General features: G+C 61.2%; 4 protein-coding genes. 1 reads left to right on the top strand and 3 read right to left on the bottom strand.

Going from position 1 to position 16,939, the window contains the following annotated elements:
- The 3 genes from OKW38_RS05925 to OKW38_RS05935 form a co-directional block, all read right to left on the bottom strand.
- Positions 1 to 753, bottom strand: a complete 753-nt coding sequence (locus tag OKW38_RS05925; protein WP_429360460.1) for a flagellar biosynthetic protein FliR — start codon at positions 751 to 753, stop codon at positions 1 to 3.
- 4 nt (positions 754 to 757) lie between these two features.
- Entirely contained in the window at positions 758 to 1,024 is a 267-nt protein-coding gene (locus OKW38_RS05930) for a flagellar biosynthetic protein FliQ (RefSeq protein WP_429360461.1), read from the bottom strand.
- A gap of 189 nt (positions 1,025 to 1,213) precedes the next feature.
- On the bottom strand, positions 1,214 to 2,458 hold the full coding sequence (locus OKW38_RS05935; RefSeq protein ID WP_429360463.1) for a tetratricopeptide repeat protein: 1,245 nt from the start codon (positions 2,456 to 2,458) through the stop codon (positions 1,214 to 1,216).
- Positions 2,459 to 2,742: 284 nt separating this feature from the next.
- On the opposite strand from OKW38_RS05935, the gene OKW38_RS05940 reads away from it, so the two are divergent.
- Positions 2,743 to 16,875 (top strand): LysM peptidoglycan-binding domain-containing protein, encoded by a 14,133-nt coding sequence (locus OKW38_RS05940; RefSeq protein WP_429360465.1) that lies wholly within the window; start codon positions 2,743 to 2,745, stop codon positions 16,873 to 16,875.
- Positions 16,876 to 16,939: the final 64 nt, after the last annotated feature.

Consider the following 16,939-nt stretch of genomic DNA (forward strand, 5'->3'; position numbering starts at 1 on the left):
CTAATCCAGGGACGGTACGAGAGCCAATGCGTGCGTCAGCAAACGCAATGTCGCAGGTGCGAGTAGACCCGCTGATAGCGCCATCATGACGGGCGTCGCGATGACTTTGATTTGCAGACCCAACATCAGTGCGTTCATTTGCGGCAACGCGCGGGAGAGAAAGGCGATCGATACATCGATTAGAAACAGTGTGACCATTGCGGCCGCGATGACCGACAGACCCATGCCGAGCGCAATGCCGAAATAACCGATCAGCGCATCGGGAGTGACGGCGACTCGCGCGTAGCCGACTGGTATGACGCTCGTTAGCGCCATCAAAAGCCGTACCAGCTCGAGATGACCGCCCGAAGCAAAAAACAGCAGGCCCGCGACGAGCGCGAGTATCGTGCCGAACAGCGGCGCCTGTGCACGCGAACCCGGATCGATCACCATCGCGAGACCGTAACCGGCCTGGACGTCGAGCACGCGGCCAGCAAACGTTAGCGCGGCGAACGCGGCCTGGAACGCGAAGCAGATCGCGAGGCCCAGCATCAATTCGGCTGCAGCGGCGATGAGTAGCGCTGCGCCGTCGATGTAGACGTCGGGTGCAGCGCTATGTGCCAGACATGCGGCGAGCGCCAGCACGAAGCACACGCGGACCCGCGCGGGCACCTGCGTTTGTGAGAACGGCGGCGCAAGAACGAACACCGGGCCAATTCGCAACGAAAGAAGAAGAACGCCGAGCGTCCAGCTCGTGCTGGCTTCGATTGTCATTGCGTTAGCCCAGATCAGGAATGCTGCGGAAAAGCGACGCTGCGAAACCGGTCAGATGCGCGAGCATCCACGGGGCGAGCGAAACCGTCACGATGACGGCGACCGCGAGCTTTGGCACATAGCTCAGGCTCATCTCCTGCAGCTGTGTGACGACCTGAAAGACACTGATCAGCAGACCGACCACGAGCGTGGCAATAACAATTGGCCCCGCAATGAGGAAGCTGTTCCAGAACAGCTGCGTCATCATTTGGATTGCCTGGTCGGCCGACATGGATAAGGTCCCCGTGTTTAAGTGGGCCGCATTATGAAGAGCTTTCTTTCGAATTGGAAGTTGTGAAATTGAAAAAAATAGTGAGGCAAACGAATGAAAATAGTGAGGCAAACGAATCAAAAACGAATGTAATCAGAGAGGTAGGTGCTTATATCAAAATAGTCGATCGTCACTCAAAATAGTCGATCGTTACGTATTTTTAGGACAAGTTCTATTTCGCAGATGATCGACCATTCGCGAAAAATCAGGCGTTTGCCTATTCCAGTTCTTGTGACGATTTGTTAAGGGAGGGGTCTTATTGCTCCGGGTCACCTTTCTCGCGATCGCTTTTGCAAGTGTATTGCCTTGTGGGTCCAAGGGCCGATTCAATGCCGCATCAAGGGCTTGACTCGCTGTATTTTGATCGCCTGCGGAGGTGCTGAGCAGACTCTTCGCAAGTGCGGCGGACAGACACTCGGGGTCCAGCCGCAACGCCACCTTCATATGCGCACGCGCCTCGTCGAGTCTGCCTTCCCGCAGCGCCACGATGGCCAGTGCGCCAGGGGCTTCGGCAAAACCGCGATCTAGGTGAGCGCCTTGTTCGAAGCGCGACCGCGCCAGTTGTAGATCGCCATTGAGCAAATGGGCCCAGCCGGCCGCAATCCAGGAGCCCGCATGGGTGCGAAACGATTCGGATGCGGCGTCGATGTATTGCGCGGCCTGCTCGAAGCGGTGCTGTTCGAGTAGCACGAGCCCTGTGCCGAGAAGCGCGCGGCTGTGTGCCGGCTGGATGCGCAGCGCCTGCTCGAACAGCGCCATAGCGTCGAACTCGCGGCCTTCGCCGAGTGCCAGCAAACCACCTATGGCGAGACCGTCGGGAGAGCTCTTTGCAAGAGACGCGAACTGTTGCGCGCTGTCGGGATGTCCGGCATCGAACAAAGCAGCGGCGAGGAGTCCGCAGACTTCGATGCCGGTCTCCGGATGATCCGCATACCGCTTGCCAACTTCGATGACCTCGTCGAGGCGGCCTTGATGGTGAAGCGACCGCATTTGGAGCGTGATGGCTTGCGGAATCGTTGTCAGCACGCCTTCATCCAGCAGCGCTAGCGTTTCGTCGAAAGCGCCGAGCATGGCGTGCGCATAAGCTTTGTTATAGCGAATCGCGGGATGGCTTTCACCGTCCGGTAACGCGGCGAATGCCCGGAGCGCGTCCTCGAATTTGCCACGAGCCATGGCACACAGCCCACGCAGATGCATCGACTCAGGCGGCACCGCACCGAGCGCTTGCTGACGTGCGAGCAGTTCATCGCACCGTTCGAATTGCTGTGCGTCGAATGCGCACGCGGTGGCGTCTCCTAGCAACGACAGGTTGTTGGGGTCGGACTCAAGGAACGCAAGCAGCCGGGTCAGTCGGGCAGATGCCAAAGCAACGGCGTGTTCGGAAGTGGAGTTCATTTGGCGTCGGGTGTTCGCTGCGTCGGTGGACAAAGCCGAAAGTGAGGGATCGGAAGTGAGTAGCCTTTTTCTAGCATAGCAGTCTGGAATTGCTGCGGGATCCTTATTGCGAGATCAGGCCGGCAATCGCCGCCACAATTTATGCTTCATCGCACGCAAGGACGCACGAGATCCTGAGCACCTGAGATTTTCGCTAAACAGTTCTAAAAATCTTCGGACAACTTGTTCGGAAGCGGTTCGGGAAACCAATCGCGCAAGGCTTAACGAACAAGTACGGGGCATAGATGGTAGCGATCGTCACGGGCAATGGTTTGGGGTTGCAGTCGTCGTCGGCATTGGGGCTTGGAGCCCATGGCCAGGTCGGCAATGCGGCATTCGGGCAGACCGGAGAGCAGCTCTATGTGAACGCCGCGAACGGCAATCTGGTGATTCAGGATCGTGACCAGTTGCTGCTCGGCCAGGGGGTGAACAGTTCGATCTACCGCGCCTATAACAGCCTCGGACAGTTTGCTGGAGACAACTGGCGCCCAGGCGGATCGCGCACGGTGGATGGCCTCACTGGGACGCTGAATAGCATAGGCAGTACGGTAACCCTGACAGACTGGGATGGTTCGAGTACGGTGTACGAGTACGATGCGTCGCGCCAGTTGTATGTGTCGACCGCGTGGCTTGGCGCCAGCGTTGTCCAAGGCGACTTTGAGCCCGGCTATGCCGATGCTACTGGCACAGGGGCGTACGCGACGCTGTCCTTTGATGAGGCGACCCGCAACTGGCAGTGGAACGACGGAAACAACGGGCTGAGCGAGCTTTACGATGCCACGCGAGGCGGCAGGCTCGTGTCAACCCGCGACAGGGACGGCAATACGGTCGGCTACGCCTACAACGCCGCAGGGCAGCTCGCGCAGGTAACGACTGCAGGGGGCGACGTCACCTATCTCGACTACAACGCAGCCGGTCAACTGACGGATCTGCGCTCGGTCTACCGGGGGATGGGTAACAGTCTGGTCACGTCGACCACGATCCGTTACGCGTACGACACACAGGGCCGGCTGTCGCGGGTGACAGTCGACCTGAGTCCGGAAGACAACAGCATCGCCGACGCTCACGTCTATACGACGACCTATACGTACGACGGCACGAGCAGCCGGATCGCCTCGATCACCCAGTCGGATGGATCCCAGGTGATGTTCACCTATCTTCAGGTGAACGGCGAGTACCGGGTGGCGACGATTGCCGAAAAGGCCGACGACGGGGTGTTTCGGATCACCACGCTTAGCTATGACACCGCGAACAGGCAGACGACGGTGACCGATCCGCTTGGCTACAGGAAGGTCTTGACGTATGACGATGCCGGCAGGTTGATCAGCATCCGGTCGACTTCGTCTCTGGACGGACAGTGGGTGAACCTGAACTTTACGTACACCGTCAACGGCGACAGCGACCTGCGGATTCTGAATGATGGTAAGGGCAAGCCGATCTACTTTATTTACGATGCCGCGGGCAATCTGATCAGCCAATCGGACAGCTCAGCCGACGTTACCCGTACGTACGGGTCGAACAATGAACTGTTGACCGAGACGGTCTTTGACAAGACCAGCAATTTTGCCAATGGTTACGCGAACCAGTACCTGACGACGCGCTATGTCTATGACGCAGCCGGGCATCTGCGATACGTGGTGAGTGCGGCGGGCCGCGTCACGGAGTTCAGGTACAACGCGGCGGGCCAGAAGGTCAGCGAGATCCAGTACACATCGGCGGCATTCGACGTCAGCGCCTTGAGCAACACCGATGCAGTGTCGGAGGCGACGTTGAATGCATGGGCGGCGGGCCTTGTGAATCCCAGCGAGGCGATCCGTATCGATTCGACGTATGACTACCGTGGGAACCTCGCGACGGTCACGCGCTATGAGAAGCTGCTGGCCGACGGCACAGGCGATGTGACGGGAGCAATCATCCAGACACGGTACGTCTATGATGCTGCCGGTCGTCTCCTGCAGCGTTTTGCGGGCAGTCCGGGCAACGAGAAGGCTGAAACTTTCACGTACGACGGGCTCGGCCGCCTCCTCTGCGCGATTCAGTTCGACGGCGTCACGACGCTGTATCAGTACGACGATGCGCACCACACGGTTTCAGTCACCTTCAGCAACGGGCTGACGCGTACCTCTACGTATAACGCCGCGGGGGAACTGGTCGCCGTGGTCGATTCGGTGCAGGGCAAAGTGCAGTCGCAGATCAGGAACTACTACGACACCAACGGCCGGTTGCAGATGACGACCGATGCCAATGGACTGAATACGCACTACCTGTACAACGGGCGTGGCCAGTGTGTCGCACAGATCGCCCCTGATGGAACATTGACGGAGTATGTCTACGACACCACATTCGCGAGGCCGCTGCGCACGCTTACCTATGCAACCAGGCTTACGGCCGCGCAACTCGCCTCGTTGACCAACGCCGACGGGACACCCCCCGAAAGGCTGAAATCGGGGGCGTTGCTGACGCTCGACTCCTCGAAGCTGCGCCCGCCTGCATCGGTGGACGACCGGACGGTATGGGCTTTTTATCTCAACAACTTCATCGACCATACCGTTGACGCGGACGGAACCGTCACCCAGGTTCAGTACGACGGCAGCGGACGTCCCGTGGTGAAGACGGTCTTTGCGAACCGGGTCGACATCAGCGTGGCGCCGACACAGGTCTTACCAGATGCCGATCCGGCCAACGATCGCGTCACGCGCTACTTCTACGATCAGGATGGTTTGTTGCGCGGGGAACTTGACCCGGAAGGTTTCCTGACCGAATACCGGTACAACGGCGCAGGGGAGCGTGTTGAGACGGTTCGTTATGCCACGGCAACGGACGCCTCGTTGCGCAGTCAGGGCATGTTTGCGCAGCTGGTTCCCGGTAGCAGCGACGCAGACGCTCACCTGAGCTACTTCTATGACTCGCGCGGCCTGTTGTGTGCAGAAGTCGATGCCGAAGGTTACGTGACGCACTATAGCTACGATGCGTGGGGCAACGTCACACAGCGCGTGCGCGGCCAGCAAGTCGATCTCGGCTCGACGCAGGCGCCACAGCAGATCCCGGTCACGATTAACGTGACCGGGACGCTGGGTTCAAGCGGCAGTGTTGAAATCTGGATCGATGGCGTGCAGGCGGGAGCGCTCACGTTCGACTTCCCATTCGGAGGCTTCGCCACCGGTACGCTTGACGTACCGAACATAGTGCCGCTTGCGCATCATACGATCGAGTTCCGCTATCCGGCGGACAGCGGCCTCTCGATAGGGTCCGCAACCTTTGGCGCATCCTGCCTGAGCAAGGCTGACGAGCTGAGCACGCCGGTAGGCGGTAACGCCTCGCAGCAAAGCCTGCGCTATGTGCTGCGGGCCGACGCCATGCTCGCGTGGACAAGTCGTCCCGGGCAGATGGAGTTCACCTACTACACCTACGACGCAATGGGACGGCTCACGGGCCGCACTACGTATTCGCAGGACGGTATGGGCGGCAATGTCTCCACTAGCTGGACCTGGGACGACGAGGGCCGCGTGGCCAGCGAGACGACCGCTGGGCGCACGACGACCTACCGCTACGATCTGCAGGGACGGCTGATTGCGCAGCTGGGCGGCGAAGGCAGCACGGCGCTCGCAGCGCTTGGCGCGAACGCAACGCTTGCACAGATCGATGCCGTATGGCAATCGTGGGGGGTGAGCTACACGTACGACGCGGCGGGCCTGCGCACCTCCATGACGGACGCGAACGGCAACACCACGTACTACTACTACGACGTGGCGGGCCACCTCACCCACGTTGTCAATCCGATCGGCGAAGTCGTCGAGTACCAGTATGACGCATTCGGTGACGTGACGGAGACGCTGGTCTACGCGACGCGCGTTGCAGCGGACACGCTGGCCAGTCTGGTAGGCGGTCTCCTGCCCGACCCGCTCAGAAGCACACTTGCGGTGCTGGGCGATGATAGTGACGTCACGCGCACTGCTTTCACTTACAGCGCCGCCGGCCGCCTCGTCCAGCGTACCGATGCGTTAGGTCTGAGCACACGCTATATCTACAACACGTTTGGCGAGCAGATTTCCACCGTTCGTGACATTGCCTCCGATGTTCAGGTGCGAGACACGATCGACTACGACCGGCTCGGTCAGGCGATCCGCCATACGTCCGACGCGGGCGGCCTCAACCTGATCACTCAGGCAATCTACGACGCGTTTGGGCGTGTGATCGAATCGATCGATGCCAACGGTGTGCTGCGCCGCCAGGACTACGATCGCAACGGCAATGTGGTGGTGGTGACCGACGGCACTGGCGCGCGTATGCACATGACGTACGACGCGTTCCGCAACATGCTCACCCGCACCGACGCGACGGGCAGCACGACGACATGGTCATACTCGGAGTTCGACCGCGCGGTGACAGTGACGACCGCCGAGGGCATCAGGACCACATTGACGTACAACGACGCCGGCCAGATCGTGACGCTGACCGACGGGCGCGGCAACACGACAGGCTACACGTACGACCGTGACGGCAACCTGGTCAGCACGGCCGATGCAACCGGTGCGACGACCACGCAAAACTACGATCACGCAGGCCATCTGATCGATACGGTTGACGCGCGCGGTGTTCACACCACGTATAGCTACGACGCGACGGGCCGCGTGCTGAGCTGCACAGTCGACCCGAGCGGCCTGAATCTCACGACCCGCTACGAATACGACGGCAAGGGTCAGGCGACCCGCGTGACGGACCCGTCTGGCGTCGTGACCGAGACCCGTTATGACGCAGCCGGACACACGGCTTCCGTGACGGCCGACGTAGGTGGACTGAACCTGTTGACGACGTTTGCTTACGATGGTGTTGGCAACGTCCTCACCGTGACCGAAGGTGCGGGCAGCAGCAACCCGCGTGTCACGCAGAACGTATTCGACAAGGCGGGGCGGTTGACCAGTACGGTCGTCGACCCGGCAGGACTCAGCCTCACAACAGGCTACGCATACGACGCCAATGGCGATGTCGTGTCCGTGACCGATGCGGCGGGGGGCGTCACGCGCTACGTTTACGATGAGGAGGGGCGGCAGATATGGTCGGTCGGACCGACCGGCGCGCTCGTCAGGAGCGTGTACGACGCCGCAGGGCGTGTCGTCGCGCGAACGGCGTTTGCCTTCCCTCTGGACGGTTCGCCGGACAATCTGACCGACGCGTACATCACGGGAAGTCAAACGGTTCAGCCGCTGCTCGACCAGACCACGCAATACGTGTATGACGCAGACGGCCGCTTGCGCTACGTGGTGAACGCGCTGAACTACGTTGCCGAGAACGTCTACGACGCCAACGGCAATGTGATCAGCACGATCACGTATGCAAGCCCCGTCAATATAGCGGGTGCCCTCACCGTCGAGGCCGTTGCCACAGCGCTGAGCGCCCAATCGGCTCAGGCGCATGCGAGCGATCGCACGACGCGCATGGTTTATGACGTGGCAAACCGGGTGGCAGCCAGTATCGATGCGCTCGGCTTCGTCACATCCAACCGTTACGACGCCGGCGGCAATCTCCTCGAACGCACGCAGTACCAGACGCCGTATGCGGAGGCCGGCATTCCAGACGCCTCGGCGCTGGAGCTCTGGCTCGCGTCGCCTGGCGTCGCGAAGCCATCCGGGGATCGCGCCACTACGTGGATTTATGACACCGCCACCCGGCCGGTCTATGTGATCGATGCCGAAGGCTACGTCACGGAGCAACGTTACGATCCAGCGGGCCATCTGCTGACGACCATCCGCTACGCGGACAGATACGAAGCGGCGCGCGGCGCCAGCCAGAAACAGGCTGCCGCTCTTCTGCCGCAAATCATTCCGGCTTCGGCGGCCGCGACGGGATACGACTATGACAGCGCCGGACGTCTGACGAGCACGACGAATGCGGCAGGCGTCGTCACGCGCTATGAACTTGACGCGCTGGGACGCGCGGTGAACACGAGCGTCGCCGATGGTCTGCCCGAACAGAGCGTCACGCACGCGGTATTCGACGCAGCTGGGCGCATGATCGAACAGACCCGCGCGTACGGTACGTCAGTCGCTGCGACATCACGTTACACGTATGACGGGATGGGACGTGTGACTGCTGAGACCGACCCTCGCGGGGTGGAGCTTTCCGAGCGGGACACCGCCTGGGCACTTGCCGAGCGCAAGGCGCGTGGCTATGTCGACGCGAATGGCGAGGCGCTCGAGGCAGCAGCGCTCAGTCCCAGCCAGCGGAGCAATCTGCAGGCGGCGTATCGCATGCGCTATATCTACAACGCGAGGGGTGATCTACTGGTTACGGCCGATGCGCTCGGCTATATAACCAGTAACACCTATGACGCTTTCGGCAATAGGGTGACGGCGGCCGACCAGAACAGGAACATCACCCAGATCTCCTATGACGTGCTGAACCGCGCGGTGCGGGTCGTCTCGCCGACGGCGAGCATCGTGCTGACCGAATACGACGCGTTTGGCGATGCGGTCAAGGTGACGCAGGATACGAAGGCGGTCACCCGCATGGAGTACGACCGGCTCGGCCACCTGGTGAGGTCGACCGACGCCGAGGGCTACGGCGAAATCTACGCGTACGACGCATTCGGCAACCGCACCGGCTATACGAACAAGGTCGGCGGGCAGTTTTCTTATACGTATGATCGCCGTGGACTGATGCTGTCGGAAACACTACCGGTTACTTCGGGTGGCCAGGCGGTTGTCAACACGTTCGAATACGATGCGCGCGGCAATCGCATCGCGACGATCGAAGCGCAGGGGCTCAAAGAGGAGCGTGTTACGCGCTATGGGTATGACCTGCTTGACCGGCAGATCACGCTGACCGGCGTGTCGGTGTACCAGGCTGGCTTTCCTGCGAGCACGACCGAGACACGGGTCTATGACGCGCAAGGCAATCTCACATCGATTACCGACGCGAATGGACATACCACCACGTTGTACTACGACGTGGCGGGCCGGAAGACTGCGCAGGTCAGCCCGACCGGCACGCTCACGCTGTGGACGAACGATCCAGTAGGCAACGTGGTAGTTACCCAGGTCTACGCGGATCCGGTCGTCGCACCAACTGGATCGCAGGCCCCTGAGCCGGTCGATCCGAGCCGTGTGCGCGAAACGCGATACGTCTACGACGCGGATAACCGGCTCACTCAGTCCCGCGTGCAGAATGTAGCGACAGGCTATTTCGATCCGAGCGCGGGTGACGACGCGCGGGGCGAATACTTCATCACGTCTGGCAGCGAGCTGGTGACGACGTGGGAATACGATGGTTGCGGCCAGGTTACCGCGACCGTCGATCCGACCGGCAATCGCACAACGTACTTCTATAACAAGGCCGGACAGAAGACGCTCGAAATCGACGCGAAGGGCTTCGGCATCGCGTACACGGTGAATGCGCAAGGCAACGTCACGCAGGAAACGCGGTTTGCACTGCCGTTCCCGGACCCGGTTTCGGCGAGCGCCTCCGTCAATACCATCGTCGGTTCGTGGCCCCGCAGCCCCGACGATCGCATCACCAACTACACCTGGGACAACAACGGCCGGTTGCTGAGCGAGTCGCGCGTCGGCGTTGAGTTCGCGAAGGTCGACGCCAACGGCAAGCTCGTGCAGTCGACCGGTGACGCCACGTCGACCTATGCATACGACGGAGAGGGGCACCTGCGGCGCAAGGTCGACGCGAACGGCAGCCAGTACGACTTCACCTATGACGCGCTCGGACGTCTGACGGGCGAGATGCTGCCGCAGTTCGCCGACTATCAGAACCGGCAGGTGCGCGTCACCACGATATACGACTACGACGGCCTGAACAATGTCGTCAGGGAAACCCGCAAGGGTGAGCCGGACCAGGTGACCACGTACCTTTACGACGCGGGTGGTCGACTTCATTCGAAAGTCAACGCGCTGGGTGTGGCGACGAATTTTCGGTATGACGCCGTGGGCAATGTCACGAGCGTCTTCTATCTACGCAGCGATGTGGACGGGAACCAGCGGCTCGACTCCACCACAATCACCTATGACGCGGAAAACCGCGAAATTTCGCGCGTCACCCAAACGAGTGACGCAGCGACGGGTGCACGGGTGTCAACTGGTGCACTGATCGAGCAGCGCTACAACGCGTATGGCGAAGTGACCGGACGGCGTACGGGGGGCGGCGGCGCGAACGGTGAATGGCAGGAATATGCGGACTATGACAACGCCGGCCGGGTGGTGCGCACGAACTTTGATGACGGGGTGTCGCATCTGTTCATGTATGACCGCAATGGCAATGCGACGCTGAAGGTCGAGTCGATGGAGAGCGATCTGCGCTATCGCGTGATCACGACCGGGGACGATCTCGTCGCGCTGCTGCAGAGCGTCGACATGATGCAGACTTACACGCGCTATGACCAGCGGAATCAGGTGATTCAGATTCGGCAGCCGAAGACGTCGGGCGGGATACCGACCATCAGCTTTAGCCCGGTCGATATTCCGATCGATGGTGGGGTGTTCGCGAATACTGAATTGAGCATCTCGGGGTGGATCGATTCGTCAGCGCGGCCGGTGACGGCGCCGACGTTGCCGCTCGTCAACGGCGATGCGGGAATGCTGGGTGCAGACGGAAAGGTTAGCGTGACAGGCTCCTGGTCTGTGAACAAATCTGAGGATAACGGCGATATCAGCGTGAGCAGCCTGGATTTTTCTTTGCCTGACTTTGCGCAGTTGTATGGTGCTTATAACGTTGAGGTTCGCGTGAGCTATACCGCCTCCGGATCCGAATGGCAGATCCGTGGTGGACAGGATCAGGCAGCGTTTGCGCAGCCATTCGGTAGGCCGTCGGGTACGGCTTGGTCAGCCGTGGTGCCGATGAATGCGACGCAGGTGAGCGTACCGGTCAACTGGCGTTCGGGTCAGCTTTGGTTAAATGGCTTTTTTGTCGATTCAAGCGTGACCTTTACATGGACCGCTGAAATCTACGTGACGCCCCTCAGCGCGGGATCGGGTCCAGTGCTCGCGGGTACGGTTTCGCAGTCGGCGCAGCTCATCAACTTCAGCAACGGCCAGGCCCTGATTGGAAACAGTGATGTGCTTGACGCCAGTGCTCCGCTGCAGGTTGCTTCAGGCTTGCTGAGTGTCGCGCGCAATTCGCTCCCGGAAGGAACTCCGGGCATGCTGTACTACCGTCGCGCGGGATCGACAGAAACATTTTTGCCGCTTCCAAAGAGTTCGAGCAGCCTCCCAAACTCGTTTACCGTCGACACCAGCGGACTGCCGGACGACGACTATGAGGTGATCTTCATTGCTGTCAGCGATGGTAGTTACGGCGAGGCGGGGTCGTTGCTTCGGCGCGATGGCTATAGGCTTCACATTTCGCATACCGATGGTCCGAAGATCGAATTAGCCGACCTTCCTGCGGCGTCGCCAAGCTCACGTCCCGGCTTTACCGTCGATGCGTCAGGAAACTATATCTGGGCGGCACCGCAGTCGCTGAATATCTTTGGCATACGAAGCACAGAAGGAAAGCTGGCGGACTATATCGTCGTGCGCCTGCGCGACCCGAACAATCCAGGTTGGCAGCTTGACTATCCGGTCTGGCGCAATCCGATCACCGGCGGGTTCCAGATCGACATGGCGTCGCTAGGCGGCGGAGTCTATGAGATATCGCTCGACCTGTTCGACTCGGCCGGTGCACAGATCGATGCACTGCGCGGCACGATCAATTTGCCGGGCAATGGCCAGTCGCCATCGTTCGCGCTCGGCTACCTTGTGGACCTGAAATCGACTGTGGTGTTTCATAGCCAACCGGCCGGCACGGACCACATGGTCGTGTCGTGGGAGCAGGACGGCACCACGCAGTACACGACGTTGTCCGGCATGGCGGGCGACTTCCTGTGGGACACAACGAAAGCGGGATTGCAGCCTGACTCGGTCTATTCGATCAGGTTCACCGCTTACGACACGGCGGGCCGGCCGCTCTCGATGGGTCAGGGCGACATCAGGATCGGCGTCAACACGGATTCGGGCGTGACGCTGACGGGCAGCGCACTGCCGTCGATCTTCCAGTTTTCGCCGACGGACAGCAGCGGCGCGCCGCTTACGAACGTCGATACGATCACACTGTACTACCGCGAATCGACAAAGCAGGATGGCGACTATGATCGGCCGTTCAAAACGGCGATCCTCACTCGCGACGCCGCCGGTCGCTTCCTGTTCGACGCGGGCGATCTGCCGACGAACGTCGAGTACGAGTATCGCTACCTCGCAATGGATGCCGCCGGCAACGTGCTGATGGAGCGCCAGAGCTACTTCCTCACCGGCACGCGTAACAACCCCGTCACCAATGTCGACATCGTCGGCGTGATCGAGGAACTGGCGAAGGACATGACGATCGACCGTCTGCAGCAGCACGACGCGTTCGGTGAGGTGTCGGCGGAGAGGGACGGGCGCGGCAACTGGACCTACTCGTCGTATAACACGATGGGTTCTCTCACGCTCAAACGCGAGCCGACTGTCATGGTCACGCTGGAGAACGGGGCGCAGATAGAGATGGCTCCGCTCACCACGTACTACTACGATCTGACCGGTAACCTCGTGGGCCTGAAGGATGCGAACGGTCATCTGAGCACCCAGCAGTGGAACTACGGTCTCGCGCAGCCGGCGGTGGCGCAGTCGTGGGATGCGATGGGGTATGGCAAGAACTTCTCGTATGACGCGGTGGGAAATCTGCGCGTGTCGACCGACGAGCTGGGACGACGCACCGATTACACGTACGACAGGGTCAACCAGCTGATCGAGATCGCCCGGCCGGTGTTAGCCAACGGGCAGCGCAGCATCGACCGCTATGAGTACGACGGTGCGGGTAACCGCATTGCCCACACGGACGCGCTGGGCGGACGCGAACGCATCTACTACGACGCCGACGGTCGTATCGTGAAGAGCGTCAGCGCGGCGGGCCGCACGGTGCAGTACGACTACCGCTGGGCGAGCACGATCAGCTCGATCGGCTCGGTCGCGAGCGGTGGATGGGTAAAGACGACGATCGATGCGAACGGCCGCTCGATGGTCGACGAGGTGGATCTGTTCGGCCGGGTGACGAAACATACCGATCTTGGTGGCCACGTGTTCCAGTACACGTACAACTGGGCTGGTCTGCTGACAAAACAGGAAGGCACGAGTGGCCAGCATGTCGAATACAGCTATTACTCGCACGGTCTGGTGCGCTCGATCATGGATTACGGCACGCAGACGCAGTCGCTGTACGAATACGACGGCGACGGCAACCGTACGGCGGAATTTTTCACGGACTTCGGCAACTCGTACGTGTTCGCGCAGTCGCGGGTCGAATACGACGCACTGAATCGCGTCGTGGCGATCCGTGACAACAGCTACCAGGTCGGTTACGAGTACGACGCGCTCGGCAATCGCCGCCGGATGATGGCGACGTACACGGACATGGTGGGTTATCACGCGACGGAGCAGGAGTACTGGTACGAATACGACGCGCTGAACCGTTTCACGGTATCGATGGGATCGCTGTCGGGCGCGCGCGCCACCGATCCGGACGACACCAGTGTGCATATCGTGGCGGGCGCGGCCGGCGGCGACGGCGTGCAGCTTGGCTACAACGCGGCCGGCGAGCGGACGATGGCGGTCTATGCCAGGGATGGACGCACGGAGTACTACACGTACGACGCGAACGGCTTGCTGGCGACGCAGACGGTCGACGGCATGATGATCCAGCAGCGCACCAATGATCTGCTGGGGCGCGTCACGGAGACCATCGAACGGGACAGGAGCAGCGGTCAGATCGTGACGGCGGTGACGCGCGACTGGGACGCCGACAGCCAGTTGATGTCCGAGCACGACAATCTGAACAGCACGACGACGACCTATACGCGCATGGCCGACGGCACGCTCGGGCAGGTCGCCACGCGGCCCGACAATGGCAGCGGCGCGACCATGACATCCACCTATTCGTACGAATGGTGGGACAGCGCGAAACAGAGCCAGATCCTGGCGCAGGGGAGCAACCCGGACGCGCCGGGCTGGAGACCGGCATCGAGCTATTTCAACTACGACGTCAACGGCAACCTGAAGGCCACCTACGACGATGGTGGCGGCCAGGCGGGCAGGGCACGCGCGTTCACGTACTACACCGATCTGCGCGGCCAGGTGCAGCGGCGCGACGAACTGGTGGGCGTGACGGTGGCGGATGACGGCACGATCCGGGGCGCGACGGGCGATCGCAAGCACAACTACTACTACCTGAACGGCAACCGGGTGGGCAACCAGGGCAACGACGGGGTCGAGACGGTCGACTACGTGCAGGAGCTGGCGGGCAAGCTCGCGAAGGGCAGCGAGAGTCAGTACAAGGTGTTCACGCCGGTGGGCAGCGCGGACTTCGACGAGAACTTCATGGCGATCAACGGGGTGTATCCGGGCGTGAGCCCGGGTACCTGGACGGTGCGCGATGGGGATACGCTGCAGTCGGTCGCGTCGTCGCTGTGGGGGGATGCGACGCTGTGGTACATCCTGGCGGACGCGAACGGGCTGAAGGGCGATGACGTGCTGAAGGCCGGGCAGATGCTGACGATGCCCAACCAGGTCACGAACGTGCACAACACGGCGACGACGTTCAAGCCGTATGACCCGGGCAAGGCGATCGGCAATACACAGCCGACCTTGCCGGATCCTCCACCGCCGCCGAGCAAGGATGGGGGATGTGGTGGGGTGGCCCAGATTTTCGCGGTAGTCATCGCGGTCGCGGTATCGGTCGTGTCGATGGGTACGGGCAGCATTGTTGGCGCAATGCTGATTGGCGCCGCGGGAGCGGCCGCGACGCAGGGCGTCATGATCGCCGCAGGCGAGCAGCATGGATTTGACTGGAAGGGGATGGCAATTGGAGCTGTGTCAGCTGGTATCGGGGCGGCGGCGGCCCCTGCCACCAGCTTCTGGACCGCGGCTGCTCAGGGGGCGGTGCGTTCAGCGGCAACTCAGGGTATGGCGCTCGCTGTTGGTGCTCAGCGCGGGTTTGACTGGAAGGGCATGGCAGCGTCCGCTGTGGCATCTGGGGTCGGCTTCCAGGCGGCACGGACGATTAATGTCGGCGGCAGCAACTTGGGCTTTAACATGGGCTCGGATCCAGGCAGGTTTGTAACGGGCATGGGTGCGGGGATAGCTGCAGGGGCTGCTAGTACAATCGTGCGCGGTGGGAGCCTTGGGCGCAATGTTGGGGCGATCACGATGGATGCCATCGCCAGCACCATTGGCAATCTCGTCGTCGACCAGGTGCAGGCCGGCTCCGTTGGGAAAACCGATACGACCGCGCAGCGTGTGCAGGAAGCGATCGGCGGCATGAATGCGCAGGTGCTGCCGGGCGGGCTTGGTGGCGTCGGCAGCGGGTTTGTAGCTCCGGAGGCGTCATACAGCAGTAGCACTGCACTGTTCGGTGTGTATGGCGGGCTCGTTGACAGCAGCCAGACGCCGTACGCCGGTGCTGCAGCGCTCTTCGGCCCGTCTTCTGGGCTGGCAACCTCACAAATCGATCCGCGTCCTGCAGTGCTGGCCGATAATAGCGGCGGCTCCGATAATCTTCTCTACGCGTGGGATCGTGCGAAACAGTACGGGGCTGATGGCTGGAATGCGACCAAGCAGTTCGCGCACGACATGGTCGGCGCGACCAGCATGGACGCAGCACGGGCGAACTGGGATGCGGGGAATTACGGCACGGCTGTAACGAAGGGTGCCCAGTCGTTTCTGGAAGCGGGCATGACTGCTTTTACCTTGGGAGCTGCTGCACCGATCAAAACGGGAATCACTGCGCTCGTCAACGGCGGGCGTGCAACACTCGCGAGCGAAATGCTCGGCGGTGGCGCACCGATCTTTAGTTCCGGTGGCTTGCTGGGTTCGCGCATGTGGGCCTCGTCGGTGGGTACGGGAGCGATTAGCGCGGGCGTCAACGCGGGAGCGCAGTACTTCTTGACTGGGGATGTCAATCCCGTTGATGTCGGTGTGAGTCTTGCAGCAGGTGCACTGGGTACACGCAGTGGCTTGCGATGGAATATGGCAGTGAATGCGGTTGGTGGCGCAACAGGTACAGCCGTCAACAACGTCGTGTATGGGAAAGACGACTCGATCGGTGGGGCTGCTTTTACCAGTGGTGTCTTGTCCAGCTTCGGCTATGGACTAGGTAAGCTCGGCCAGGGCGCGATCACCTCGTCTATTAGACCTTCTCTCACGTCAAGTGATTGGGCCGCGACCGGAGTGTGGTCAAGTGCCGGATGGAATTTGCTCAACCCCAACCACCTGCCAGTTGTCGCAGGTTCTCTGGGGGGGGCGTCCGGTCAGGAAGCTGTCAATGCCATCTATCTGCAGATGCAATCGCAGCTCGGAGGCAAGAAATGATGAGAAAGTTACTTTCCGTATTCGTGAAGTCGCTCCTGATCTGCGTGCCAGGAATGGCTGTGAT

Origin of the sequence: Paraburkholderia sp. MM5496-R1, assembly GCF_050436205.1 — a bacterium.
GTDB classification, from domain to species: Bacteria; Pseudomonadota; Gammaproteobacteria; order Burkholderiales; family Burkholderiaceae; genus Paraburkholderia; species Paraburkholderia tuberum.